Source organism: Streptomyces sp. NPDC041108 (genome assembly GCF_055592645.1).
Genome location: NZ_JBVIYK010000027.1, coordinates 1 through 23,671, shown reverse-complemented (window position 1 = coordinate 23,671; position 23,671 = coordinate 1). Strand labels below are relative to the sequence as shown.

The 23,671-nt window shown below is 71.7% G+C and carries 20 protein-coding genes; 16 read left to right on the top strand and 4 right to left on the bottom strand.

The window, feature by feature from the left end; all coding sequences use genetic code 11:
- Positions 1-32 precede the first annotated feature (32 nt).
- The 9 genes from ACZ6BB_RS39390 (at position 33) to ACZ6BB_RS39350 (ending at position 11,267) form a co-directional block, all read left to right on the top strand.
- Positions 33-2,030 carry a pectinesterase family protein gene (locus tag ACZ6BB_RS39390; RefSeq protein WP_471619910.1) on the top strand — a complete coding sequence of 666 codons (1,998 nt, stop codon included), beginning with the start codon at positions 33-35 and terminating at the stop codon, positions 2,028-2,030.
- A 72-nt stretch (positions 2,031-2,102) separates the two neighbouring features.
- Entirely contained in the window at positions 2,103-3,449 is a 1,347-nt protein-coding gene (locus ACZ6BB_RS39385; RefSeq protein WP_471619909.1) for an ABC transporter substrate-binding protein, read from the top strand.
- A gap of 110 nt (positions 3,450-3,559) precedes the next feature.
- Positions 3,560-4,363: a rhamnogalacturonan acetylesterase gene (locus ACZ6BB_RS39380; protein ID WP_471619908.1), complete on the top strand. Its 804-nt coding sequence runs from the start codon at positions 3,560-3,562 to the stop codon at positions 4,361-4,363.
- 63 nt (positions 4,364-4,426) lie between these two features.
- Positions 4,427-5,734 (top strand): pectate lyase family protein, encoded by a 1,308-nt coding sequence (locus ACZ6BB_RS39375; protein WP_471619907.1) that lies wholly within the window; start codon positions 4,427-4,429, stop codon positions 5,732-5,734.
- Positions 5,734-6,861, top strand: coding sequence for a pectinesterase family protein (locus tag ACZ6BB_RS39370; protein WP_471619906.1), 1,128 nt, complete (start codon positions 5,734-5,736; stop codon positions 6,859-6,861). The genes ACZ6BB_RS39375 and ACZ6BB_RS39370 overlap by 1 nt, the downstream gene beginning before the upstream one ends.
- Position 6,862: 1 nt before the next feature.
- A complete protein-coding gene (locus tag ACZ6BB_RS39365) occupies positions 6,863-7,906 on the top strand; it encodes a pectinesterase family protein (RefSeq protein WP_471619905.1) in 1,044 nt (347 codons plus the stop codon).
- Positions 7,893-9,110, top strand: a complete 1,218-nt coding sequence (locus ACZ6BB_RS39360) for a dienelactone hydrolase family protein (protein ID WP_471619904.1) — start codon at positions 7,893-7,895, stop codon at positions 9,108-9,110. The genes ACZ6BB_RS39365 and ACZ6BB_RS39360 overlap by 14 nt, the downstream gene beginning before the upstream one ends.
- 35 nt (positions 9,111-9,145) lie before the next feature.
- Positions 9,146-10,258 (top strand): right-handed parallel beta-helix repeat-containing protein, encoded by a 1,113-nt coding sequence (locus ACZ6BB_RS39355; protein WP_471619903.1) that lies wholly within the window; start codon positions 9,146-9,148, stop codon positions 10,256-10,258.
- A 211-nt stretch (positions 10,259-10,469) separates the two neighbouring features.
- Positions 10,470-11,267, top strand: coding sequence for a hypothetical protein (locus ACZ6BB_RS39350; RefSeq protein WP_471619902.1), 798 nt, complete (start codon positions 10,470-10,472; stop codon positions 11,265-11,267).
- A 435-nt stretch (positions 11,268-11,702) separates the two neighbouring features.
- Here the strand turns inward: ACZ6BB_RS39350 and ACZ6BB_RS39345 are convergent, their stop codons facing one another.
- Together ACZ6BB_RS39345 and ACZ6BB_RS39340 are read right to left on the bottom strand one after the other, a co-directional pair.
- Positions 11,703-12,599 (bottom strand): hypothetical protein, encoded by an 897-nt coding sequence (locus ACZ6BB_RS39345; RefSeq protein ID WP_471619901.1) that lies wholly within the window; start codon positions 12,597-12,599, stop codon positions 11,703-11,705.
- Positions 12,596-13,198, bottom strand: coding sequence for a SigE family RNA polymerase sigma factor (locus tag ACZ6BB_RS39340; protein ID WP_471619900.1), 603 nt, complete (start codon positions 13,196-13,198; stop codon positions 12,596-12,598). The genes ACZ6BB_RS39345 and ACZ6BB_RS39340 overlap by 4 nt, the downstream gene beginning before the upstream one ends.
- Positions 13,199-13,468: 270 nt before the next feature.
- On the opposite strand from ACZ6BB_RS39340, the gene ACZ6BB_RS39335 reads away from it, so the two are divergent.
- Complete coding sequence (locus tag ACZ6BB_RS39335) at positions 13,469-14,920, top strand: NCS2 family permease (protein ID WP_471619899.1); 1,452 nt, start codon at positions 13,469-13,471, stop codon at positions 14,918-14,920.
- Between the two features lie 138 nt (positions 14,921-15,058).
- Here the strand turns inward: ACZ6BB_RS39335 and ACZ6BB_RS39330 are convergent, their stop codons facing one another.
- On the bottom strand, positions 15,059-16,510 hold the full coding sequence (locus tag ACZ6BB_RS39330) for a penicillin-binding transpeptidase domain-containing protein (RefSeq protein ID WP_471619898.1): 1,452 nt from the start codon (positions 16,508-16,510) through the stop codon (positions 15,059-15,061).
- Positions 16,511-16,638: 128 nt separating this feature from the next.
- Positions 16,639-17,412 carry an IclR family transcriptional regulator gene (locus tag ACZ6BB_RS39325; protein WP_013004606.1) on the bottom strand — a complete coding sequence of 258 codons (774 nt, stop codon included), beginning with the start codon at positions 17,410-17,412 and terminating at the stop codon, positions 16,639-16,641.
- Between the two features lie 147 nt (positions 17,413-17,559).
- Here ACZ6BB_RS39325 and ACZ6BB_RS39320 point away from each other — a divergent pair, with 147 nt between their 5' ends.
- From ACZ6BB_RS39320 to ACZ6BB_RS39295, 6 genes are all read left to right on the top strand, one after another.
- A complete protein-coding gene (locus ACZ6BB_RS39320; RefSeq protein WP_471619897.1) occupies positions 17,560-19,089 on the top strand; it encodes an aldehyde dehydrogenase (NADP(+)) in 1,530 nt (509 codons plus the stop codon).
- A 69-nt stretch (positions 19,090-19,158) separates the two neighbouring features.
- Positions 19,159-19,767, top strand: a complete 609-nt coding sequence (locus ACZ6BB_RS39315; protein ID WP_471619896.1) for a DUF1349 domain-containing protein — start codon at positions 19,159-19,161, stop codon at positions 19,765-19,767.
- 163 nt (positions 19,768-19,930) lie between these two features.
- Complete coding sequence (locus tag ACZ6BB_RS39310) at positions 19,931-20,653, top strand: DsbA family oxidoreductase (RefSeq protein ID WP_471619895.1); 723 nt, start codon at positions 19,931-19,933, stop codon at positions 20,651-20,653.
- Positions 20,654-20,757: 104 nt separating this feature from the next.
- On the top strand, positions 20,758-21,807 hold the full coding sequence (locus ACZ6BB_RS39305) for an aminotransferase class V-fold PLP-dependent enzyme (protein WP_471619894.1): 1,050 nt from the start codon (positions 20,758-20,760) through the stop codon (positions 21,805-21,807).
- Positions 21,808-21,863: 56 nt separating this feature from the next.
- Positions 21,864-22,472, top strand: a complete 609-nt coding sequence (locus ACZ6BB_RS39300; protein ID WP_471619893.1) for an RNA polymerase sigma factor — start codon at positions 21,864-21,866, stop codon at positions 22,470-22,472.
- 76 nt (positions 22,473-22,548) lie between these two features.
- Entirely contained in the window at positions 22,549-23,574 is a 1,026-nt protein-coding gene (locus tag ACZ6BB_RS39295) for a maleylpyruvate isomerase family mycothiol-dependent enzyme (protein WP_471619892.1), read from the top strand.
- Positions 23,575-23,671 lie beyond the last annotated feature (97 nt).

The following is a 23,671-nucleotide window of genomic DNA, read 5'->3' as shown; positions in this document are numbered from 1 at the left end:
CCCCGTCTTTCGTACGCCTGTTGGGAGCCGCAATGACGCACCTCCGTAGCAAGCGCTTACCCCACCGCGGCAGAGCCCTGGCCGCCGTCACCGCCCTGATCGCCTCGTTCATGGTCGGCGCGCTCACCCCGGCCGAGGCCGCACCGCCGGCCGGGACCGCCTCCGCCGAGGCGGCGCCCCGCTGGAGCGACCGGCCGCACGGCTTCGCCTCCCTCGACGGCGGCACCACCGGCGGCGCCGGCGGCAAGGTCGTGACCGTCACCGACCAGGCCGCGCTGGTGCGGTACGCGTCCGCCGAGGAGCCCTACGTCATCCGCGTGGCCGGGGCCGTCGACGTGGCGCCCTTCGGCTCGGACATCGTCGTGACCTCGAACAAGACGATCATCGGCGTCGGCGACACCGGCGAGATCGTCCACGGCGAACTGCACCTGAACCCCGGGACCAGCAACGTGATCATCCGCAACCTGACGATCCGGGACTCCTACGTCGAGGGCGACTGGGACGGCAAGACGACCGACTTCGACGCGATCCAGACGGACTCCGCCGACCACGTCTGGATCGACCACAACCGCTTCGAGCACATGGGCGACGGACTGCTCGACATCCGCAAGGACAGCCGGTACATCACCGTCTCCCACAACCGGTTCAGGAACCACAACAAGGCCCTCGGCATCGGCTGGACGACCAATCTCCGGACCGAGATCACCATCGACCACAACTGGTTCACCGGCACCAAACAGCGCAACCCCTCCGCCGACAACTGCGCCTACGCCCACCTCTACAACAACTACCTCTCGGCGCAGGTGTCCGACGGCGACCCCGTGTGGACGTACGGGAACTGGGCGCGCGGCCGGACCAGGATGGTCATCGAGAACAGCTACTACGACGGTGTCCAGCACCCCTACCAGGCCGACGCCACCGCCGAGTTGGTGCAGCGCGGGTCGGTCCTGAAGAACGTCACCGGACGCCGGGAGGAGTGGGGCACCGCCTTCGACCCCAGGGACTTCTACGCCTACCGGCTCGACCCGGCCGCCGCCGTGCCCGCGCTGGTCACCCGGTTCTCCGGCCCGCAGAAGTCGCTCGGCACGAACACCGTCCTCCACGTCCCCGGCGACTACACCACCGTGCAGGCAGCCGTGGACGCCGTACCCGCCGGCAACGACGGCACGGTCACCATCCGCATCGCGCCCGGCACCTACCGCGCCAAGGTCCTGATCCCCGCCGACAAGCCGAACCTGGTGCTGCGGGGGACCGGACGGGACCGCTCGGACACCGTCCTCGTCCACGACACACCCGCCGAGTACGGCGGCTCCGACGGCAGCGCCACCGTGCGGATCCTCGCCAGTGACGTGACCGCCCGCAACCTCACCTTCAGCAACGACTTCGACGAGGCCGCGCACGAGCTGAAGGGCGAGCAGGCGCTCGCGATGAAGACGACCGGCGACCGGATCGTCTTCGAGAACACGGCCTTCCTGGGCAACCAGGACACCCTGATGACCGACAGCCCCAGGCTCGACGTCGTCAGCCGGGTCTACATCCGAGACTCCTACATCGAGGGCGATGTCGACTTCATCTACGGCCGCGCCAGCACCGTCGTCGAGCGGTCCCTGATCAAGGCGCTCAGCCGGGGCTCGGACAGCAACAACGGCTACATCACGGCCGCCTCGACCTGGAAGGACAACCCCTACGGGTTCCTGATCACCCGGTCGAAGGTCGTCAGCGACGCGCCCGCCGGGACGTACCACCTCGGCCGGCCCTGGCACCCGGGCGGTGAACCGGACGCGATCGCCCAGGTGCTCTTCCGGGAGACCGAACTGCCCGCCGCGGTCAAGTCGTCGCCGTGGACGGACATGAGCGGCTTCTCGTGGAAGGACGCGCGGTTCACGGAGTACCGGACGTACGGGCCGGGGTCCGGTGTCACCGCCGACCGGCCGCAGCTCGACCGCGCGGACGCCTCGGCCCGCACGGTCACCACCTACCTCGCGGGGACGGACGGCTGGGCGCCGCACCGCGGTCGCGCCGGCCACTGAGTCCGCCCCCGGAGACGGCACAGACCCCCCACAACTTCATAACCCTCGTATCCAGAAGAAGAGAGCCGTTCAATGAAGATCAGCATTCGCAGAAGCAGGCGTGCCGCCGCGGCCGTCGCCCTGGGATCCGTCCTCGCTCTGACCGCCACCGCCTGCGGTGACGACGGCAGCGGCACGGGCGGGGACAAGGGCTCCGAGGGCAGCGGCAAGGGCGAGATCGTCTTCTGGGACAACAACGGCGGCGTCCGCACCGACATCTGGAAGGAGGTCATCGCCGACTTCGAGCAGGCCAACCCCGACATCGACGTCGAGTACGTCGGGATCGCCTCCACGGAGTACCAGTCCAAGGTGGACACGGCCATCCAGGGCGGCGGACTGCCGGACGTCGGCGGTGTCGGCGCGGCCATGGCCGCCGGTTTCGCCGCGCAGGGCGCGCTGGAGCCGCTCGACGGCCGGCTCGCCAAGTCCTCCCTGAGCGGCAAGCTCAACGAGTCGATGGTCGAGTCGCTGAAGTCCGCCGGCGGCGGCGACGCGCTCTACTCGGTCCCGACCTCCGCCAACAACGGTGTCCTCTACTACCGCACCGACCTGTTCAAGGCGGCGGGCCTGGCGGAGCCGACCGACTGGGACACGTTCTACAAGGCCGCCGAGAAGCTCACGGACAAGGACAAGAACAAGTTCGGCTACACCATCCGTGGCGGCGCCGGCTCCATCGCGCAGGCGCTGGACGCGATGTACGGGCAGTCCGGGATCACCTCGTTCTGGGACGCGAGCGGTGAGAAGACCACCGTCAACGACCCGAAGAACGTCGCGGCCCTGGAGAAGTACGTCGGCCTCTACAAGAAGGTCACGCCCGCGGCCGACCTCAACAACGACTTCACCAAGATGGTCGCGCAGTTCGACTCCGGCACGATCGGCATGCTCAACCACAACCTGGGCTCGTACCAGGACCATGTGAAGGCGTTCGGCGTCGACAAGTTCCGGGGCATCCCGCAGCCGACCGGCCCCGGCGGCAAGCGGGTCCAGGTGTCCAACCCGGTGGACGGGCTCGGCATGTTCAAGAGCTCCAAGAACAAGGACGCCGCCTGGAAGTTCATCGAGTTCGCGACCTCGCACGAGCAGAACTCCAGGTTCAACAAATCGGCCGGCCAGGTGCCCTCGAACAACGACGCAGCGAAGGACACGTGGATCTCCGAGGCGGAGCCGACGAAGCTGGCCGCCGCCGCGCTGACCGACGGGTCGACGACGATCGTGCAGCTGCCGTACTACCTGCCGGACTGGAACACGATCTCCAAGGCCGACAACGAGCCGGCCTTCCAGAAGGTGATGGACGGGCAGAGCAACGCGAAGGACTTCCTGGACGCGCTCGCCGAACAGCTCGACACGGCACAGGCCGAATGGAACGAGCAGAAGGGCTGACCCTCCGCCGGTGGGCAGGCCTCCCGGCCCACCGGCCCTCTCTCCGGCCGGTCGCGCAGTTCCCCGCGCCCCAGATCGGGGCGCGGGGCCTACCGGAAAGGCACCCGCACGTGTCACTCACCCGTAGACAGGTCACCACCGCGGCGCTCGCCGCCGTCCCGCTCACCGTCGCGGCCACGGGGCCCGCGTCCGCCGCCCCGTCCCGCGGGCCCCGCCGCGAACGCACCCTCTACATCGCCGGTGACTCCACCGCCGCGCAGAAGTACGCCGACGCCGCCCCCGAGACGGGGTGGGGCATGGCGCTCGCCTTCTTCCTCGCCCGGGGGCTGAAGGTCTCCAACCACGCGGTGAACGGCCGCAGTTCCAAGAGCTTCATCGACGAGGGGCGGCTGGACGTCATCCTCGCCGCGATCAGGCCCGGGGACCTCCTCCTCGTCCAGTTCGGGCACAACGACTCCAAGATCGCCGACCCCACGCGCTACACCGAGCCGTGGACGACCTATCAGGAGCATCTGCTCCGATACATCGACGGCGCTCGGGCCCGGGGGGCCCGGCCGGTACTCGCGACCTCCGTCGAGCGCCGCAAGTTCGACGCGGCGGGCAAGGCCGTGCCCACCCACGGCGACTATCCGGCGGCGGCGATCGCGCTCGCCGCGCAGGAGGGTGTCCCGCTCCTCGACGTCCAGGCGCTGTCGATCGCGCTGTGGCAGGAGCTCGGCGTCGAGGAGACCAAGAAGTACTTCAACTGGACCGCGGCCGAGCAGGACAACACGCACTTCAACCCGCCCGGGGCCATCGCCGTGGCACGGCTGGTCGCCTCCGAGCTGCTGCGCCGCCGGGTCCTGTCGCGGCTCGACGTACGCCGGCTGGTCGAGGAGATCCCCGAGTCCTGGATCACCTGGCCCGAGGCGTAGCCGCACCGCGCGCCGGCGAAGAAACCTCCCTCTCCCTCACCCGCTCCGAAAGGAACCGCATCCATGCGTCCCCGTATCTGGCATGCCCATGCCATCACTTCCGTCGTCGGCTGTACCGCGCTCGTACTGGGCGTCACGGGCACCGGTGTCGCCCAGTCCCAGGGGCGCGACCTCGGCCGGCAGGTTCTCGGCGCGGGTGACGGCTGGGGCTCGGCGGAAGGCGGCACCACCGGCGGCTCGGCGGCCACCGCCGAGCACGTCTACACCGTCACCACCTGGGCCGAGTTCAAGGCCGCCCTGAGAGACGGCGGTGACGCGCCGAAGATCATCAAGGTCAAGGGCCTGATCGACGCCGTTTCCGAGGGGTGCGAGGCCTTCGTCACCGGCGGCTACGACCTCCAGCAGTACCTCAAGGACTACGACCCGGCCGTGTACGGCAACGACGAGGTCGCCAAGGGTCCACAGGAGGACGCGCGGGTCGCCTCCGCCGCCCGGCAGGACTCCGAGATCAAGGCCGGCATCCCGAGCAACACCACCATCGTCGGCGTCGGCAGGCACTCCGGCATCCTCGGCGGCAGCATCCAGATCAAGGGCGTCTCCAACGTCATCATGCGCAACCTCACCGTCGAGGCGCCGCTCGACTGCTTCCCCAAGTGGGACCCCACCGACGACAACAACACCGGCAACTGGAACTCCGAGTACGACGCCGTGGTCGTCTACGGCACCGACCACGTGTGGCTCGACCACAACACGTTCACCGACGGGCGCCACCCGGACAGCGAGCGGCCGGTGTACTTCGGCAAGGTCTTCCAGCAGCACGACGGGCTGACGGACATCGTGCGCGGCGCCGACCACGTGACCGTGTCCTGGAACCGCTTCCAGAACCACGACAAGAACATGCTGATCGGCAACAGCGACAGCACCGCCACCACCGACTCCGGCAAGCTCAAGGTCACCCTGCACCACAACCGCTTCGACGGGATCCTCCAGCGTTCCCCGCGCGTGCGGTTCGGCCAGGTCGACGTCTACAACAACCACTACGTGGTGAACGAGGCGCAGAAGTCCGACTACTACCTCTTCGGCGTCGGCATCCGCTCGCAGCTCCACGCCAGCGACAACGCGATCACGCTGCCGGCGGGCGCGAGCGTCGGCAAGGCCCTGAAGAAGTGGAACGAAGCCCCGCTCACGGCCCAGAACAACTACGTCAACGGCAAGCCGACGGATCTGATCGCCGTCCACAACGCCGAGGTCCCCACGGAGATCCTGCAGTCCGGCGCAGGGTGGACACCCACCCTGCGGACCAGGGTCGACTCCCCGCGCGCCGTGCCGGGCGTCGTCGGCAACGGCGCGGGTGCCGGGAAGGTCTGCTGATGGCCGGGCGCCACCCGGGGCCGAGCAGACGGTCGTTGATGACCGCCGGGGCCGGGACCGTACTCGCGCTCGCCGTCGCGCCCCGGGCCCAGGCGGCCCGGGGCGGCCGCGGCCCCCGTGTCTTCGGGCCGTACGGATCGCCGGCCGCCCGCCTCGACGAGCGGACCCTGTACGTGGACGCCGCCGGCGCCGGCGACTTCACCACCGTGCAGGCCGCCGTCACCGCAGCGAGCGGCACCGGGTACACGCTGGTCCTCGCGCCCGGCGTGTACCGCGAGACCGTCGCCGTCGGTGTCGCCCGTACGGGGATGACCTGGATCGGAGCCTCCGGGAACGCCCGGGACGTGATGGTCGTGTACGACAACGCGGCCGGTACGCCGAAGCCGGGCGGCGGCACCTACGGCACCACCGGGTCCGCCACGACGCTGGTGCAGGCCGACGGGTTCACCGCGCGGGACATCACCTTCGCCAACGACTGGCTGCGCGCCGACCACCCCGGGATCAGCGGCACACAGGCCGTCGCCATCAAGGTGCAGGGCGACCGGTCGGCGTTCCTGCGGTGCCGTTTCCTCGGGCACCAGGACACGCTGTACGCCGACACGACGGCCCTCGGTACCTTCGCCCGGCAGTACTTCCGCGACTGCTACGCCGAGGGGGACGTGGACTTCGTCTTCGGGCGGGCCACGGCCGTCTTCGAACGCTGCCGCTTCCGTGCGCTGACCAGGACCGATCTGGGGTCCGCCCCGTACGGGTTCGTGTTCGCGCCCTCCACGGCGGGCGCCAACCCGCGCGGCTGTCTGGTGACCCGGAGCCGGATCACCAGCGACGCCCCGGACGCCTACTACAAGCTGGCGCGCCCCTGGGTGCCCAGCTCGGACACCACCGCCCGGCCCATGCTCACCGTGTGCCGGACCCGTCTCGGCAGCGGGATCGACGCGGCCGCGCCGTACACGAACATGTCGTCCGGCTTCCCCTGGCAGGAGCAGCGCTTCGCCGAGTACCGGAACACAGGACCGGGCGCCGCCGTCACCGTCCCCGGGAACCGGCCCCAACTCACCCGCGCGGAGGCCGCGTCGGCGACCCGCGAGGCGTACCTCGGCGACTGGACCCCGTGGGAGAGGTTCTGACATGCGCCGGCGCACACTGCTCACCGGGCTGGCGGGGGTCGCCGGGGGTCTGACGGCCGCCGGCACCACGCCCGCCCTCGCGCACGGCCCGGCCCGCCGGGTCCTGCACGTGCGGCCCGGCGGGTCGGTCCAGGCCGCCGTCGACGCCGTCACCGGCCCCGGGTGGACGATCGTCGTCCACCCGGGGACGTACCGGGAAGTCGTCGGCATACCTTCTGGAAAAGGGGAGTTGACGCTGCGCGGAGCCTCCCGTGACCCGCGCGCCGCCGTCGTCGTCTTCGCCCGGGCCAACGGCACCCCGAGGCCCGAGGGCGGCACGTACGGCACCGCGGGCTCCGCCACCTTCACCTCGGCGGCGGCCGGCCTGACCGTACGGGACCTGACACTCGCCAACGACTGGCTGCGCGCGGACCATCCGGACTGCACCGGGACCCAGGCCGTCGCCGCGTACGTCACCGGGGACCGCTCGCACTTCGAGAACGTCCGGTTCCTCGCCCACCAGGACACCCTCTTCGCGGACACCACCGCGCTCGACGCCTTCGACCGGCAGTACTACCGGCACTGCTACATCGAGGGTGATGTCGACTTCGTGTTCGGGCGGGCCCGTGCCGTCTTCGACTCCTGCCACTTCCGCACCCTCCAACGGGACGTGTCCTTCACCCCCAAGGGCATGGTCTTCGCCCCGGCCACCGCCCGCGCCAACCCCTACGGCTTCCTCGCCCTGCGCGGCCGGATCACCTCCGGCGCCGAGCACGCCGCCTACAAGATCGCCCGGCCCTGGGTGCCCTCGTACGAGACGACCGCCCGGCCCTCGCTGGTCGTACGGGACACCTGGATCGGCCCGGGGATCGACGCGGCCGCCCCGTACACCGACATGCGGGAGACCTACCCCTGGCAGACCATGCGCTTTCGTGAGCACGCCAACTCCGGTCCGGGCGCGGTCGTCTCCGTACCGGACAACCGGCCGCAGCTGACCGCGGCCGAGGCGAGGGAGCACACACGGCGGACCTATCTCGGCGACTGGAGGCCGTATGCCGGCCGGTGAGCCGGTGGACGCCCCCGGCCCGCCGGGGACCCGCCGATCCGTGGGGCGCCGGGCCTTCGTCGTGGGCGCGGGGGCGGCGGCGCTCGCCACGGGGACGGGAACGCCGGCGGGCGGCGCGGAGCCCCCGGGCGTCGCCGGGGCCGCCCTGGCCGGTGCCCTCCCCGACTTCCACCCTCTGCTCAAGGACGAGTTGTGCTTCCCGCTCGCCTGGGGCACCTCACCGATCCGGGACTTCCGCACCTGGCGGCGGGCGGCCCGGGCGAAGGTCGAGGAGCATCTGTGCGTCGGACGGGACGACATCCCGTACGCGCCCGAGTTCGGCGGACAGCGGGCCGAGGGCGACGGCTTCACCCGCGAGTCGGTGACCTTCTCCCTCACCCGGTACGGCCGTGTCCGGGGCGCCCTGCTCACCCCGCACGGCACCGGACCCTTCCCCGCCGTCCTCCTCCTGCACGACCACGGGGCCAGGTTCGACATCGGGAAGGAGAAGCTGGTCAGGCCCTGGTACGACGAGAGCCGGCTGCCGTCCGCGCGGGCCTGGGCCGACCGGTACTTCAGCGGCCGGTTCGTCGGCGACGAACTCGCCCGGCGCGGCCATGTCGTCCTCGCCGTGGACGCGCTCGGCTGGGGCGACCGGGGCCCGGTCGGCTACGAGGAGCAGCAGGCCCTCGCGAGCAACCTCTACAACCTGGGCTCGTCCCTCGCCGGGCTCATGGCCAGGGAGGACGTGCGCGCGGCGGGCTTCCTGGCCGGCCTCGACCGGGTGGACCGGCGCCGGGTCGCGGCCCTCGGCTTCTCGATGGGCGCCTTCCGGGCCTGGCAGACGGCCGCGCTCAGCGACGACATAGCCGCCGCCGTGAGCGTCGGCTGGATGACCGGGCTCAAGGAGGTCATGGTCCCCGGCAACAACATCCTGCGCGGCCAGTCCTCCTACTACATGCTCCATCCCGGGCTCGCCCGGTACCTCGACCTCCCCGACGTGGCGAGCATCGGCGCCCCCAAGCCGATGTTCTTCCTGAACGGCGGCCTCGATCCGCTGTTCCCCGCCGACGGGGTCCGCGTGGCCCACGACAAGCTGCGCGCCGTCTGGCGTTCCCGCCACGCCGAGGAGCGGCTGCGGCTGCGGACCTGGCCGGACCTCGGTCATGTCTTCACCGCGCCGCTGCAGGACGAGGTCTTCGACTGGCTCGACTCCGTCCTGTGAACCACCCCACCCGCACGAGAAAGGAACCGCTCTCCATGTCTCGTCGTACCACTCTCGCCCTGGGCACGGCCCTCGCCCTCGGTGCCGGCCTGGCCGTGCTCCCCACCCAGGCGCACGCCGCCACCGTGGTCGTCGGCAACGTGACCGACCTGTCCAACGCCATCAGGAACGCCACGCCCGGCACCACCATCCAGGTGCGCGGCGGCACGTACTACCCGACGGCGACCCTGCAGTCGACGGTGAACGGCAGCTCCTCCAGCCGGATCAACCTCCAGCCGTACGGCTCGGAGACCGTGAAGATCGACGGCTCGAACCTGCCCGCCGGCGGCTGGATCTTCAAGCTGACCGCCGACTACTGGACCGTCTCCGGGATCACCTTCCAGAACTCCCCGGACAGCGCGGTCGTCTGCCAGTCCTGCGCCTCCACGGTCTGGGACAACATCAGGACCATCAACGGCGGCGACTCCGGCTTCACGCTCACCGGCGACAGCACCACCAACAACACCGTCCGCAACATCGACTCCTACGGCCACTACGACCGGGCCAACCACGGGGAGAACGCCGACGGCATCGCCGTGAAGTTCGGCTCCGGCGGCGGCAACCTCATCACCGGGGCCCGTCTCTACGACAACGCGGACGACGGCCTGGACTTCTGGTCCTTCTCCTCGCCCGTCACCGTCGAGCACACCTGGGCGATGGGCAACGGCAGGAACCGCTGGGGCGACTCCGCGTTCGCGGGCGACGGCAACGGCTACAAGCTGGGCGGCGACGGCGAGACCGTCGCCCATGTCATCAACAACTCGGCCGCCTGGGACAACGCGGGCAACGGCTTCACCGAGAACAGCAACAAGGGCGCCGTCGTCATCAACCGGACCACCGCCTACGCCAACGCCAAGTGGGGCTACTACTTCGCCACCGGCGCGGCCCGCCTCGGCAGGAACCTGGCGGTGGGCAACAGCGGCGGCTCGGTCAACAAGGGCTCGTCGGTCGTGTCGTCCGGCAACAACTGGGACTCGGGCGTCTCGACCCCGGCCTTCCGCTCGACCAGCGCCTCGTCGACGTTCAACGCCCGCTCCTCCGGCGGGACCCTGCCCGCGACCACCTTCCTGACCACGGGCAGCACGACGATCGGCGCGACCATGGACTGACGGCGACCGCGGGGACGCGGCGCGCGGGCGGTCGTACCGCCTCCTCGCCGTGGTCCCCGTCCCCGCCGCGAAACTTTCGAGCGATTTCGCGGGCGCGCGGCAACCCTTTGACGCCGGGCGGCGACCAGTGATCTGAAGCGGGCCGGAGCGGGCCCTTCGGCCCGCTTCGTGTCCCGTCTCCCGGGGACGCGTCGCCTGCCGAAGGAACACCGTGCGTCACAGTCACGGACGCCATCGCAGAGCGCGGACCCTGTCGATCGCCGCCGCCGTGTCCGTCGCCGCGGGGGCGGGCGGTGTGTACCTCGGCCTCGCGCACGACGGCGCCCGGGCCGCGACGGCCGCGGTCACCGTCTCCGACACCGCGTCGCCGGAGCCCGCCGTCGCCGTCGCCGTCGCCGGGACGACGATCCGGGTGCGCGGTGGCACCTACCGGCCGGCGCGGACGCTGCCGTCCACGGCGGACGGCACCCCCTCGGCTCGGATCACGCTCACCGCGTACGAAGGGCTCGACCTCCGGCAGTTCTCCTCGCCCGTCACCGTCGAGCACTCCTGGGCCTTCGGCAACGGCCGCAACCGCCGCCACGACCCCGCCTTCGAGGGCGGGGGCACCGCCTTCGAGCTGGGCGGGGGAGGGGTGTCCGCCGCGCACGTGGTGGACACCAACGCGGCCTGGGAGAACACGCTCCATGGGCTCTCCGGGGACACCAGCACGGGCGCGGTCCTGCTCGACCGCAACACGGCCTACGCCGACAAGGAGCGCGGGTTCTCCTTCGGGACCGGCAGGGCCCGGCTGACCCGCAACCTGGCGGTCGGCAACGGCACGGGCGGGGCGGTACTGGGCCCGTCCACGGTGTCCGCCGGGAACGGCTTGGACAGCGGCGTGAGTGCGCCGGCCTTCCGGTCGACGACGGCGACCACCGCGTACGGCGCGCGGCAGGCGGACGGTTCGCTGCCCGCCACCACGTTCCTGACCACGGGTTCCACGGCCGTCGGCGCCTCGATGGACTGAACCGGGCCGGCACGCGTGCGCAGGCGCCCCCCGCCGGTCGTCACCGGCGGGGGGCGCTGTGCGTGCCGACCCCGAGGGGGGCTCCGGTCGGCACCGCTGCCGGCCGAGGGGGGCTCGGGCCGGCAGGTCTTCGCGGCGGGCCGGGACGCCGGGACCGGAAAGCTCGCACCTACTGGTGTTCGATCGTCTGGCGTTCGACTGCCACGCACAGACATAGACGCCGTACGCGAACGCGGGGTTGTGCCCCCGGTGCGAACGGATCCGCGGCGCCCGCACGGCGCGGCCGGACAGGGCCCGGCGTGCGGTGGTCCGGCGGCGGTGCCGGACACGCCGTCGCGCAGGTGCGGTCATGTACTCCATCCCTCGCCGGTGGTGACTCTCGCGTCTTCTGGTCGCCACCGGTGGGGAGAAGGTTGCCGCCGCCGCGGATCTTTTCTACGAGCCGCCCGCGTCGTCGTTGCCGTCCCCGTTCTTGTCCTCGCCCGAGGAGCCCTTGTCGTCCTGGGCCTCGAAGCCGCCCGCCACCGCGAGGTCGTCGCCGCCCGCCTTCGCGGTCATCGCGTAGCGGTCGCCGCCCGCGTCCCGGCCGCCGCGCTCGTGGTTGTACTGCCCGGCGAAGACGAACTCGCCCTTGGGGACCGTACGGCCGTCCTTGAGCACCCAGGTGTAGACCAGGAAGCCGTCGTCCGTGGCGACCGTGAGGTCGAAGTCCTGCTCCGGCAGCGAGCGCCAGGCCCCGGACGAGGTCACCCCGCCGGTCCGGGCGATCCGCAACTGCACCGTCAGCTCGGTGAGCTGCTCGCTCGTCCTCAGGGTGAGATTGCTCTGCGCCCAGAACTCGTTGCTGTGCCAGTCGACCGAGCCGTCCGACCACAGCGGACCGTCCTCCGCGTCCCCCGAGGAGGGCAGCTTCGGCGCGGTCGTGTCCTTGGCGGACGGGCTCTGCGACGGGGTCGAGCGGGGCTCGGCCTTCCGCGTCCCACCGGGGCCCGGGCTCGGACGGTCGGGAGGGATCGGGGCCCGGCTCGTCGCGGCCGGGGAGTCGAGCGGCGTCGGGGAGACCACGACGGTCCCCCGGTCGGCCGGCTCCTCGCCCTTCACCGCGGAGGCGACCGCGTAGCCGCCCACCGCGAGCACGCTCGCGACACCGGCGGTGGCGGTGACCACCCGCACCCAGCCCCACAGCGGCGGCCGGGTCGCCTTGCGGCTCCGGCGCTCCGCGGGGGCCGCCATACCGCGTTCGATCCGGGCCAGGATGCGGGCGCGGTCGGGCTCGTGCGCCTCGGCCGACTCACGCAGCCGGGCACGCAGGTCCTCGTGCACGTCCCTCATCGGTCCCTTCCTCCGCTGCCCGGCGCACTCGCACCGGTCACACTCGCGCCCCGCACGCCCCCGCCCGTGAGGCCGGCGTGCATGCGCCGTGGCGCGTCCTCGGCACCGAGCAGCTTCTGCAGTTCGGCCATCCCCTTGGACGTCTGGCTCTTCACGGTACCGACCGAGACACCGAGGGCCAGTGCCGTGTCCTTCTCCGAGAGGTCGAAAGCATGCCGCAGGACCACGCAAGCCCGCTTGCGGAACGGCAGTCTGCGCAGCGCCGACTGGACGTCGACCACGCCGGGCACGTCGGGGTTGTCGGTCTTCTCCTCGCGCTGCGACCAGAACAGCGTGATTCTTCGGCGCTCGCGGACCGCGCTGCGGATCCGGGTACGGGCCAGATTGGCGACGACGCCACGGGCGTACGCCACCGGGTGGTCCGCCGCGCGGACCCGGTCCCAGCGGTGCCACATCGCGAGCAACGCGTCCGCGGCCAGGTCGTCGGCGGCGTCCGCCTCACCTGTCAACAGGTGGGCGAGACGCGAGAGTTCGGCATAGTGCCGTTCGAAGAAGGCGTGGAACTCCACGGAGGCTGCGTCGTCGACGACAGTGCCCACGGGGACCTCTCTTCTCGCTGCGGCCACAGCGGCCGAGGCGGCCGGCTGTGCGTGTCGGGTGAACGACATGTGATCGTCCGAGGTCGACCCCCGACGAGATCCGGAAGAGTAGCAGTGATCGTGAAACGGGTTCGTACGCGGCTTCGAACGCCGTCTTGCAGGGAGAACTCCGTTTTCGTAACACGGAGAAAACCTGAACCAGGTTCAACGGGGGAACAATCCAGCCAGCATCCGCGCGTCGATCAACGCATGTCACTAGGAGCACCGTTCATGTCCGAGGCACAGAAGGCTGCCGACCGGCCCGTACCCGAACCGTCCGGGGCGAACAGCGTCGATCGCTTCTTCAAGATCAGCGCCCGGGGGTCCACCTTCGCCCGCGAGATACGCGGCGGCCTCGCCACGTTCTTCACGATGGCGTACATCCTTGTCCTGAATCCCATCATCCTCGGCAACGCCAAGGACAAGTTCGGCCACACCCTCGACGGCGCCGAACTCGTCACCGCCACCGCCCTCGTGGCCGCGGTGATGACGGTCATCATGGGCGTCGGCGGCAACCTGCCGCTCGCCCTGGCCGCCGGCCTCGGACTCAACGCGGTCGTCGCCTTCCAGATAGCCCCGCTGATGAGCTGGCCCGACGCGATGGGCCTCGTCGTCCTCGAAGGTCTGCTGATCTGCGTCCTCGTGGTCACGGGCCTGCGCGAGGCCGTCATGCACGCCATACCGCAGCCGCTCAAGCAGGCGATCAGCGTCGGCATCGGCCTGTTCATCGCCTTCATCGGCTTCGTCGACGCGGGATTCGTCACCCGCATCCCGGACATCGCCAACACCACCGTGCCGGTCCAGCTCGGCGCCGGCGGCGCGCTGTCCGGCTGGCCGATCCTGGTCTTCTGCGCCGGCGTCCTGCTGACCGTCGCCCTCCTCGCCCGCAAGGTGCGGGGCGCCATCCTCATCAGCATCCTGACGATGACGGTCGTCGCGATCGTGATCAACTCGGTGGCCGACATCAAGAGCTGGGGCCTCACCACCCCGAAGGTCCCCGACGACCTCGTCGCCGCCCCCGAGTTCGGGCTGATCGGCGACTTCAGCCTGTTCGGCTCGTTCGGCGAGACCACCGTCATCACGGTCGTCCTGCTGATCTTCACCCTGCTGCTCTCGGACTTCTTCGACACCATGGGCACGGTCGTCGGCATCACCGCCGAGGCCGGCCTGCTGGACGAGGAGGGCAAGGTCCCGAACCTCGGCCGGGTCCTCCTCATCGACGGTGCGGCGGCCGTCGCCGGCGGCGCCGCCTCCTCGTCCTCCGCGACCTCCTACATCGAGTCCGCGGCCGGCGTCGGCGAGGGCGCCCGCACCGGCTTCTCCAACCTGGTCACCGGCGGTCTCTTCGCGGTGGCCCTCTTCCTGACCCCGCTGCTGACCATCGTCCCCATGCAGGCCGCCGCGCCCGCGCTCGTCGCCGTCGGCTTCCTGATGATGACCCAGGTCAAGTACATCGACTGGGACAGGTACGAGATCGCCATCCCGGCGTTCCTCACCATCGCGGTGATGCCGTTCACCTACTCCATCACCAACGGCATCGGCGCCGGCTTCCTCGCCTTCGTCCTGATCAAGACGGTGCTCGGCAAGGCGAAGGAGATCCACTGGCTGCTGTGGGCCACCTCGGCCCTGTTCCTGGTGTACTTCGCCATCAACCCGATCCAGCAGCTGTTCGGTGTGAAGTAGGCGACCGTGCCCCGCCCCGTGAGGGGCCCGGGGAACCACGCGACCAGCCGCATACGGCCGGCAGCCGAGAAACGAGGGGCCGCCCCCGGGGGGAGTGGGGCGGCCCCTGTCTTCAGATGGCCTCGGCCCGGCGCCGGATCACCCCTTCAACGCCGCCTCCATCACAGCCTTCGCGACCGGCGCGGCCAAGCCGTTGCCGCTGACCTCCGACCGCGCCGCGTTCGACTGCTCCACGACCACCGCGACGGCCACCGCCTTGCCGCCGGCCTTCCCGTACGACGTGAACCAGGCGTACGGCGTCCTGCTGTTGTTCTCGCCGTGCTGGGCCGTACCGGTCTTGCCGCCCACTGTCACCCCGCTGATCCGGGCGTTCGTGCCCGTGCCGTCCTCGACGACCGTCCGCATCGCCGACTGCAGCTGCTCCGCCGTACGGGCGCTCATGATCTCCTTCGAGTCGGCCTCGGAGTCGTAGTCCTCCAGGACGTCACCACCCCCGTCGGTGATCTGCGCCACCATGTGCGGCGCCACCAGCCTGCCGCCGTCGGCGATCGCCGCGGACACCATCGCCATCTGGAGCGGCGTCGCGGTGACGTCGTACTGACCGATGCCCGTCAGGGCTGTGGAGGACTTGTCCATGCCCGTCGGATAGACGCTCTCGTAGGCCCGCACCGGCACGTCCTGTGCCTTGTCGTCGAAACCGAACCTCTCGGCCATCGCCCGCACCTTGTCCTGGCCGAGGGAGACCGCCATCCTCGCGAAGACGTTGTTGCACGAGTACTGCAGCGCCGTACGGATCGTGGCGTTCTCGCAGGGCGCGCTCGGGTTCTCGTTCGACAGCTCGGTGGAGGTGCCCGGCAGGGTGTACGGGTCCGGGCTCACGGTCTTCGTGTCCACCGACGCGTACAGCCCGTCCTCCAGCGCGGCGGCCGCCACGACCAGCTTGAACGTCGACCCCGGCGGCAGCGGCTGACGCAGAGCCCGGTTGGTCAGCGGCTTGTCCGGGTCGGCGTTCAGCTTCTTCCAGGCCGCACCGGCGGTGCCCGCGGCGGTGAGCGCGGACGGGTCGTACGACGGGGTCGACACCACCGCCAGGATCCGCCCGGTCGCCGGGTCGATCGCCACGGCGGAGCCCTTCTTGTCGCCGAGGGCCCCGAACGCCGCCTTCTGCACGGCCGGATCGATCGTGGTGATCACGTCACCCGGCTCGGCCCGCTCGCCGGTGACCGTGTCCATCACGGTCTTCAGCCGCAGGTCGGTGCCGTCGAGCAGATCCTTGTAGACGCCCTCCAGCTGCGTCGGCAGGTAGGCCTGCGAGGCGTAGCCCGTGACCGCCGCGTACAGCTCGCCGTCCGTGTACGTGCGCCGGTACGCGAGGTCGCTGTCCTCGGTCCGGGCCGAGCCGGTGATCGAGTCGCCGGCCACGATGATGTTCCCGAGCGGGGCCGCGTACGTCTTGATCGCGTTGCGCCGGTTGTCCGGGGAGTCCGCGAGGGCCGTGCCCTCGTAGAACTGCACCCAGGTCGCCCGCACCAGCAGGGCGAGCACGAGCAGCAGGCAGAAGACGGCGGAGCGCCTGATCGTCTTGTTCATGGCACCCGGAAGGACGAGCGGGAAGGGATGGGTCGTTCCCCTCGCCCGGATTTCTCATGGGCTCCTCATGAAGCCGGCGTGCCCCAGGCCCAGGCCCAGGCCCCGGCCCGGTTCCGTGTCCGGGCTGCTCAGAGGCGCCGCGTCGCCAGCGTCAGCCGGTCGCGCGCGTCGAAGAGGGCGTCCTTGACCAGCTGCTCGTGGGCGGGTGTCAGCCGGGCCACCGGGACCGAGCAGCTGATGGCGTCACGGGCCGGCGTGCGGTACGGGATCGCCACGCCGAAGCAGCGCAGCCCGAGCGTGTTCTCCTCGCGGTCCACGGAGAAGCCCTGCTCGCGGATCTGGCGCAGCTCCTCGATGAGCCGCTCCCGGTCGGTGATCGTGTGCTCGGTCAGCGCCGGCAGCGTCTCCGGGAGCATCTTGCGGACCTGCTCGTCGGTGTGGGTGGCCAGCAGCGCCTTGCCCAGCGAGGTGGAGTGCGCGGGCAGCCGGCGGCCGACCCTGGTGAAGGGGCGCAGATAGTGCTGCGACTGCCGGGTGGCCAGATAGACGACGTTCGTGCCGTCGAGGCGGGCCAGGTGGATCGTCTCCGTGGTGTCGTCCGACAGGCGGTCCAGCGTCGGCCGGGCCAGTGCCACCACCTCGTCGCCGTCGATGTACGACGTGCCCACGAGCAGCGCCCGTACCCCGATGCCGTAGCGGGTGCCCGTCGCGTCCGTCTCGACCCAGCCCAGCTCCACGAGGGTGCGGAGCAACATGTAGAGACTGGACTTGGGGTAACCGACGGCTTCCTGGACGGCCGCCAGGGAGTGCATTCCGGGGCGCCCGGCGAAGTATTCGAGCAGCTCGACGGTCCTCACCGCCGACTTGACCTGTGCTCCGCCGCCCGTCTCGACTGCCGACATCGCCCTTGACCCCTTCGTTGGACGGGAAATAGTCTCCGATACCGAGTATTCATCATCAGAGACAGCGTTCAGCATATCGAACGACCCTGGTGAATGACCCAGAAATACCTCTGGGAACTGACCCAGATATACGTGGAGGAACCCGCGGTGGCAGCAGCACCAGTCTGGAGTGTCGACCCCCGAACCGGGAAGCAGCGCGAGCAGGTTGCGGTGGAGGCCACAGCCCAGGAGGTGGACGCCGCCGTCCGCGCGGCGCACGCCGCCCGCGCCTCCCTCGCCGACCGGACCGTCCGCTCGGCCTTCCTGCGCACAGCCGCCGACCAGCTCCAGGCGGCCAAGGACCAGCTCGTCGAGGTCGCCGACGCGGAGACCGCGCTCGGCCCGGTCCGGCTCACCGGTGAACTCGCCCGTACCTGCTACCAGCTGCGGGCCTTCGCCGACATCGTGGACGAGGGCGCGTTCCTCGACGTGGTGATCAACCACCCCGACGACACCGCGACCCCGCCCATCCCGGACCTGCGCCGCTACAAGGTCCCCCTCGGTGTCGTCGCCGTCTACTCGGCCTCCAACTTCCCCTTCGCGTTCTCCGTCCCCGGCGGCGACACCGCGAGCGCGTTGGCCGCCGGCTGCCCGGTGGTCGTCAAGGCGCACCCCGACCACCCGGCGCTGTCCGAGCTGGTCGCGATCGTGCTGCGCCGGGCCGCCGCCGAGCACGGCATCCCCGAGGGCGTCCTCGGTCTCGTGCACGGCTTCGAGGCGGGCGTCGAGCTGGTCAAGCACCCGCTCGTCACCGCCGCCGGCTTCACCGGTTCGGTACGCGGCGGCCGGGCCCTGTTCGACGCGGCCGCCGCCCGGCCCGTGCCGATCCCGTTCCACGGGGAGCTGGGCTCCCTGAACCCCGTGCTCATCACCGAGGCCGCCGCCGCCGAGCGCGCCGAGGCGATCGGCGCCGGACTCGCCGGGTCGATGACCCTCGGCGTCGGCCAGTTCTGCGTGAAGCCCGGCCTGGTGCTGGCGCCCGCCGGTGACGCCGGTGACCGCCTGCTCAAGTCCCTCACCGACGCGGTCAGCGACGTCGGCTCCGGGGTGCTGCTGGACCACCGGATGCGCGACAACTTCCTCGCCGGTGTCGCCGAGCGCGCCGAACTGCCCGAGGTGGAGTCGCCGGTGACCGCCGGCGCGGGCGGCGACCACACCGTCAGCCCCGGATTCCTGACCGTCCCCGCGCGGAAGCTGGCGGCCGAGGGCGAGCACGACCTGCTCCTGGAGGAGTGCTTCGGCCCGCTCACGGTCGTGGCGCGCTACACGGACGAGGACGAGGCCAAGTCCGTGCTGTCCCGGCTGCCCGGCAACCTCACCGCGACCGTGCACGTGTCCGGCGAGGAGGCCGCCGAGGGAGGGCGCGGACCGGAGCTGCTGGCCGAACTGACGCCGCTGGCCGGGCGCGTGCTCGTGAACGGCTGGCCGACCGGTGTGGCCGTGGCCGCGGCCCAGCACCACGGCGGTCCCTACCCCGCCACCACCTCGACGTCCACCTCCGTCGGCGGTACGGCGATCGAGCGGTGGCTGCGGCCGGTCGCCTACCAGGGGGCGCCCGAGGCGCTGCTCCCGCCGGAGCTGCGGGACGACAACCCGCTGGGACTGCCGCGGCGGTTCGACGGCGTTCTGGAGCGCTAGTTCCGTGAGGCCGTCCCCGCGTCCCCGAAGGGGCGCGGGGACGGCCCGGGAGCTGCGAGAATCCCCCGCATGGACGTCGAAATCCCCGAACTCCCGTTCCCTCTTCGCACCTATGGCCCCGACGGGCACTGGTCCTACGAGGACGGGGTGCTCACCGGGTGGGCCGGTGCCCGGCAGGACCGGTTCGTGCCGCCCACCGACGAGGGCCTGGACCCCGCCTCGGACGCGCCCAGGCTGCTGGGGGCCCCGGAAGGGGACTTCCAGCTGATCGCGAAGGTCACCGTCGGCTTCGGTGCCGGGTTCGACGCGGGCGTGCTCTACGTGCACGTGGGGGAACGGGCCTGGGCGAAGCTCTGCCTGGAGTACTCGCCCGATGTGCCGACCGTGTGCACGGTGGTCACCCGGGGCCACTCGGACGACGCCAACTCCTTCACCGTGGACGGCAGTTCCGTGTGGCTGCGGATCAGCCGCACCGGCCGTGCCTTCGCCTTCCACGCCTCGCGCGACGGCAAGCGCTGGATCTTCGTCCGCCTCTTCACCCTCTCCGACCCGTACGAGAGCGGTGCCGCCCTCGTCGGCTTCATGACCCAGTCCCCGATGGGCGAGGGCTGCGTGGTCACCTACGACGAGATCGAGTTCCGCCCGAACTGGCCCGAGGACCTGAGGAACGGCAGCTGAGGCGCGCTTCCGGGCAAGAGGGCACGGCCGGGAACGGGCGGAGCGGGGAACGGGCGGAGCGGGGAACTGGCGGAGCCGGGAATGAGCCGGGCTGCTTGAACGTTCATCGACCGTAGAAGCGGAGGCCGGCTCCGTACCCGTACGACCTGGAGAGAGCTGAACCATGCGCGTCGAGATCTGGAGCGACATCGCCTGCCCCTGGTGCTACGTGGGCAAGGCCCGCTTCGAGAAGGCGCTCGCCGCCTTCCCGCACCGCGACGGCGTCGAGGTGGTGCACCGCTCCTACGAGCTCGACCCGGGCCGCGCCAAGGACGACATCCAGCCGGTCCTCACCATGCTGAGCAAGAAGTACGGGATGAGCGAGGCGCAGGCCCAGGCGGGCGAGCACAACCTCCGCGAGCAGGCCGGCGCCGAGGGCCTCGCCTACCGGGCCGAGGGCCGCGACCACGGCAGCACCTTCGACATGCACCGCCTGCTGCACCTCGCCAAGGAGGAGGGACGCCAGAGCGAGCTGCTCCAGGCCTTCTACCGGGCGAACTTCGCCGAGGAACGGTCCGTGTACGCCGACGCCGACGAGTACCTGGTCGAGCTGGCCGTGGCGGCGGGGCTGGAGGAGGGCACGGTCCGCGGAGTGCTCGCCGACTCCGACGCGTACGCCGACGCCGTCCGCGCCGACGAGCGCGAGGCGGCGGAACTGGGGGCGAACGGCGTGCCGTTCTTCGTCCTGGACCGCAAGTACGGGGTCTCCGGCGCCCAGCCCGCCGAGGTGTTCGAGCGGGCGCTCACGCAGGCGTGGGGCGAGAGGCCCGCGCCCCTGAAGGTCGTCGCGGCCGGGGGCGCGGAGGCCTGCGGACCGGACGGGTGCGCCGTGCCGCAGCAGTCGTAGGAGACGGACGGCGCAGGTCAGCGGCCATCCATAAGCATCGCTTGGGGGAAACGCGCAGAACATCTCCATGGACGGGAGATGTGCGCGGGCCCCACAGTGGAGCCATGGAGACCTTCGAGAGCCTCGTCAGGACCGAGTTCGCCCCGAAGAACACCTATCTGAACACCGCGAGTACGGGACTGCTGCCGGCCCGCACGGTCGCCGCGATGAAGGCCGGCGTGGACTCGGTCGCGGCCGGCCGGCCGCAGGACATGTTCGCCGACGTGGAGGCCGCGCGGGCGGCGTTCGGGCGGATCGTCGGGGTGCCGGACGGCAGGGTGGCCGCCGGTGCCTCGGTCGCCGTCTACAGCGGACTGGTCGCCGCCTCGCTGCCCGAGGGCGCCGAGGTGCTGACCGCCGAGGGCGACTTCACCTCCCTCGTGAACCCCTTCCATGTGCGCGGCGACCTCAAGGTGCGTCAGGTGCCGCTGGAGCGCGTCGCCGAGTCGGTGCGCCCCGGCACGGCGCTCGTCGCGGTGAGCGCCGCCCAGTCCGCCGACGGCCGGATCGCCGACCTCGCCGCGATCCGGGAGGCCGCGCGGGCGCACGGGGCGCGGACGTACGTCGACGCGTCGCAGTCCGCCGGCTGGCTGCCGATCGAGGCCGGCGCGTACGACTACGTCGTCTCCGTCGCCTTCAAATGGCTCGTCTGCCCGCGCGGGGTGACCTTCCTCGTCGTCCCGGAGGACCTCGGCGGACTCACCCCCCTGTTCGCCGGCTGGGTCGCGGGACAGGAACCGTGGGACAGCTGCTACGGCCCGGTGGAGGAACTCGCCCGTTCCGCCCGCCGGTTCGACGAGAGCCCCAGCCTCTTCTCGTACGCCGGCGCCCGCCGGTCCCTGGCGCTGATCGAGGAACTGGGCGTGACACGGGTGCGGGATCACGACCTGGCGCTGGCCGACCGGTTCCGCGCGGGCCTCGCCCGCCTCGGCCGGGAGCCGGTTCCCGCGCCCGGATCGGCGATCGTGTCGGTGCCCGGACTCGGCCACCGGCAGGCGGAGCTGAGCCGGGCGGGCGTCGAGGTCTCCGACCGTGCCGGCCATCTGCGGGCCGCCTTCCATCTGTACAACACGCCCGCGGATGTCGACCGCCTGCTGGACGTCCTGTCCGGCTGACTTGCCGAGACCCACTGGCGCGGGACCGGGCGAGGGCGCTAGGAAGGCATCACGAGGTGGTGGTGCCGGTGGAGCCGACGCTCGAACAGCCGTCCATCGATGTGGAGTTGCATCGGCGGCTGGTGTACGGGGACGAGTCCGCGCTGCGTGAGGCGTACGCGGCGTACGGGGAACTCGTCCGGCGGGTGGCCGTCCGGGTCACCCGCAGCCCGGCGGCCGCCGAGGACGTGGCGCAGGAGGTCTTCGCCCAGCTGTGGAGCAGACCGTACGGCTTCGACGCGCGCCGGGGCTCGCTGCGCACCTGGCTCTCCATGGTCGCCCACCGGCGGGCCGTGGACTGGGTGCGCAGCGAGGCCCGGCACCGCAAGGACGCCCGCGCGGACGACTCCGAGCTGCACGCCATCCCCGACGCCGGGCCGGGCCCGGACGAGGCGGTCGTCGACCGCGAGCGCTCCCTGCTGCTGCACACGGCCCTCGCCGGACTGCCGCGCCCGCAGCGGGAGGTGGTCCACCTCGCCTACTTCGCCGGCCGCACCTACCGCCAGGCCGCCGTCGAACTGGGCATACCCGAGGGCACCGCGAAGACGCGGCTGCGCTCCGCCCTGCGCACCCTGGCCCGGTCGCTCGCGGACCCGTCGGACCCGGCGGCGGTGAGGGGCGCGTGATGGGGGCGTACGCGACCGCCGGGACCGCGCCGGGCGTGCGTATCGTGGACGGGGCAGGGCGAAAGGGCGGCGCGCGATGACCAACGACCACGACGGCGTACGGGAGCTGCTGGCCGCCTGGGCGGTCGGCGCGCTGCCCCCCGGCGACCGGCGGACGGTCCCCCTGCACCTGGCCGGCTGCGAGTCGTGCGCGGCGGAGGCCGAACGGCTCCGCGACACCGTACGCCTGCTGGACGGCGGGCCGGCCCCCGCTCGAGGCGGTGCCGCCGCCCCGGACGGGAGCGCCGACGGCGTCCTCGCGCTCGCCCTGCGCTCCCGCCGCCCCCGCGCCGCCGAGATCGCCCACCACGCCGCCCCCTACGCCGCCGCCGTGGCCGGACTCCAGGCGCTGGTACCGGAACTGGACGGCCGCTGGGGCACACCGGTGGTGCACGACTGGGACGCGCACGCCACCGTCGCGCACCTCGTCGCCGCCGACGAGCACCTCGCCGTACGCCTCGGCCTGGACACGCCGCTGCCCGCCTCGCACATCCCGGAGGGGACGCCCCCGGCGGACGCCTGGGCCCGGCGCACCGCCGACGTCATCGCCCACGAGCACGGGCGCGCACCGGGTGAGACGGTCGCCGCCTGGGCCGCGCAGGCCGCCGCGCTGCTGGCCACCCCCGAGGCCGCCGACCCCGAACTCGCCGCCCGCCCCGTCACGGTGATGGGCCTGCGGCTGCCGGTCGCCGACCACTTCCTGGTCCGCGCCTTCGAGGCGTGGATCCACACGGACGACATCGGCCGTGCGCTCGGCCTCCCCGTCCCTCCGCCCCCGGCCGAACACCTCTGGTCCCTGGTCCGCCTGGCCGTCCGCATCCTCGGCCCGGCCCTCCACGACGCGCCCTGCGTCCGCTTCGAGGTCACCGGCCCCGCCGGCACCAGCTGGATCCTCGGCGACGACAGCGGTCCCGTACGGGCCGCACTCACCCTGGACCCCGTGGACTTCTGCCTGCTGGTCGGCGGCCGCCACGCCCCGCAGGACGTCCCGAGGGGCGTCACCGGCGACGAGGCCGCCGCCCGGAGCGTCCTGGAGAGGGCGGCCTCACTGGCCTGGCTGTGAACACGCGAAAGGGCCGGGCGGCCGCTCAGGGGCAGCGGCCGCCCGGCCCAAACCGGAAAAGCACACATCTGAACTCCCATCCCCAACCACCACATCT

Bases quoted from the DNA above. Each gene is read 5' to 3' on its own strand.
- ACZ6BB_RS39355 (WP_471619903.1), top strand. From the start codon at position 9,146: ATGTCTCGTCGTACCACTCTCGCCCTGGGCACGGCCCTCGCCCTCGGT.
- ACZ6BB_RS39335 (WP_471619899.1), top strand. From the start codon at position 13,469: ATGTCCGAGGCACAGAAGGCTGCCGACCGGCCCGTACCCGAACCGTCC.
- ACZ6BB_RS39370 (WP_471619906.1), top strand. From the start codon at position 5,734: ATGGCCGGGCGCCACCCGGGGCCGAGCAGACGGTCGTTGATGACCGCC.
- ACZ6BB_RS39345 (WP_471619901.1), bottom strand. From the start codon at position 12,599: ATGAGGGACGTGCACGAGGACCTGCGTGCCCGGCTGCGTGAGTCGGCC.
- ACZ6BB_RS39365 (WP_471619905.1), top strand. From the start codon at position 6,863: ATGCGCCGGCGCACACTGCTCACCGGGCTGGCGGGGGTCGCCGGGGGT.
- ACZ6BB_RS39360 (WP_471619904.1), top strand. From the start codon at position 7,893: ATGCCGGCCGGTGAGCCGGTGGACGCCCCCGGCCCGCCGGGGACCCGC.
- ACZ6BB_RS39315 (WP_471619896.1), top strand. From the start codon at position 19,159: ATGGACGTCGAAATCCCCGAACTCCCGTTCCCTCTTCGCACCTATGGC.
- ACZ6BB_RS39295 (WP_471619892.1), top strand. From the start codon at position 22,549: ATGACCAACGACCACGACGGCGTACGGGAGCTGCTGGCCGCCTGGGCG.
- ACZ6BB_RS39310 (WP_471619895.1), top strand. From the start codon at position 19,931: ATGCGCGTCGAGATCTGGAGCGACATCGCCTGCCCCTGGTGCTACGTG.
- ACZ6BB_RS39390 (WP_471619910.1), top strand. From the start codon at position 33: ATGACGCACCTCCGTAGCAAGCGCTTACCCCACCGCGGCAGAGCCCTG.
- ACZ6BB_RS39385 (WP_471619909.1), top strand. From the start codon at position 2,103: ATGAAGATCAGCATTCGCAGAAGCAGGCGTGCCGCCGCGGCCGTCGCC.
- ACZ6BB_RS39325 (WP_013004606.1), bottom strand. From the start codon at position 17,412: ATGTCGGCAGTCGAGACGGGCGGCGGAGCACAGGTCAAGTCGGCGGTG.
- ACZ6BB_RS39305 (WP_471619894.1), top strand. From the start codon at position 20,758: ATGGAGACCTTCGAGAGCCTCGTCAGGACCGAGTTCGCCCCGAAGAAC.
- ACZ6BB_RS39375 (WP_471619907.1), top strand. From the start codon at position 4,427: ATGCGTCCCCGTATCTGGCATGCCCATGCCATCACTTCCGTCGTCGGC.
- ACZ6BB_RS39330 (WP_471619898.1), bottom strand. From the start codon at position 16,510: ATGAACAAGACGATCAGGCGCTCCGCCGTCTTCTGCCTGCTGCTCGTG.